This window comes from Alcanivorax sp. HI0044, assembly GCF_001634945.1.
Genome location: NZ_LWEZ01000096.1, coordinates 1 through 1,111, shown reverse-complemented (window position 1 = coordinate 1,111; position 1,111 = coordinate 1). Strand labels below are relative to the sequence as shown.

The window sequence follows — 1,111 nt, the reverse complement described above, 5'->3', positions numbered from 1 at the left end:
ACCAGTTCCCGGAAATCAAACGCCTGCCGGGGAACATCGGTGCCCCGCGTGGCCCACACACAGTAACCGTAAAGCAGCACGATCATCAGCAGCGCAGGCAGCAGACCAGCCAGATACAGATCGACAATTTCTACCGTCGGCATATCCAGCTGCTGGGACATTTGCTGGGCGATAATGCCGTAGATCAACAAGGGCACCGACGGCACCAGCAACAACCCCAGACTGCCCGAGGAGGTCACCAGGCCCAGGCTGAATTTTTCCGGGTAATTGCCTTTCACCAGCGCCGGCAGCAACAAGGCGCCCAACGCCACAATGGTGACACCGGAGCCCCCTGTCAGGGCGGTGAAGAACGCACAGGCAATCAGCGCAACAAAGGCCATGCCACCGGGCATCCAGCCGAACGCGGCCTGGCTGAGCCGCAACATGCGGTCGGCGGTTTTCGATTCACTCAGCAAAAAACCGGCGAAGGTAAACAGCGGTAACGCCATCAGCACCACGGAATTACTGAGCTGATAGATGTCGATGTGCAGCACCGCCAACTCGATTTCCAGCGTATAGAAACCCAGTGCGGCTGCGCCGAGGATAATGGCAAACAGGGGCGCGCCCATCAGCGCCAGCACCACCAGCAGAACAATCGCCGCAATGATCATGGCGTCGGCTCCTGCATTTTCGGCCGCTTGCCAATTAACCCCAGAGCAAACAGCACGACGTAGCGCAGTGCCATAACCGAGAAGCCCACCGGGATAATGGCTTGCAATAACCAGCTCGGCACACTGGCAAATGCCGGCGAAGCGTACTCATACTCTTCGAGTACGAAGTGCACGCTATACCAGGCCACCAACAAACAGATAAAGGCGGTGAACAGATCCACGAAGGTGGTCAGGAAGGGATGGTACTTTTCCGGTAACAGTGACGAGGCCACATCAATGCGGATGTGCTCGTCATTACGTGAGGCAATCATCGCGCCCAGCAAGCCAATCCATAGCACCGCGTTCTGCAACAGCGGCTCGATCCATACCAGGCTGGTGCCAAAGAAATTGCGCAGCACAATCTGCGCCACCGCCAGCAGGATCATAAACAAAAGGACGGCCACGATAAGGCCGTCCTCGAT

The 1,111-nt window shown here is 57.4% G+C and carries 2 protein-coding genes; both read right to left on the bottom strand.

The window, feature by feature from the left end; all coding sequences use genetic code 11:
• Positions 1–650 (bottom strand): TRAP transporter large permease subunit (locus A3730_RS01115; RefSeq protein ID WP_156500742.1); only part of this gene is annotated, 650 nt, incomplete at its 3' end.
• On the bottom strand, positions 647–1,111 hold a 465-nt coding region (locus A3730_RS01110; protein WP_063537299.1), incomplete at its 5' end, for a TRAP transporter small permease. The genes A3730_RS01110 and A3730_RS01115, both read right to left, overlap by 4 nt.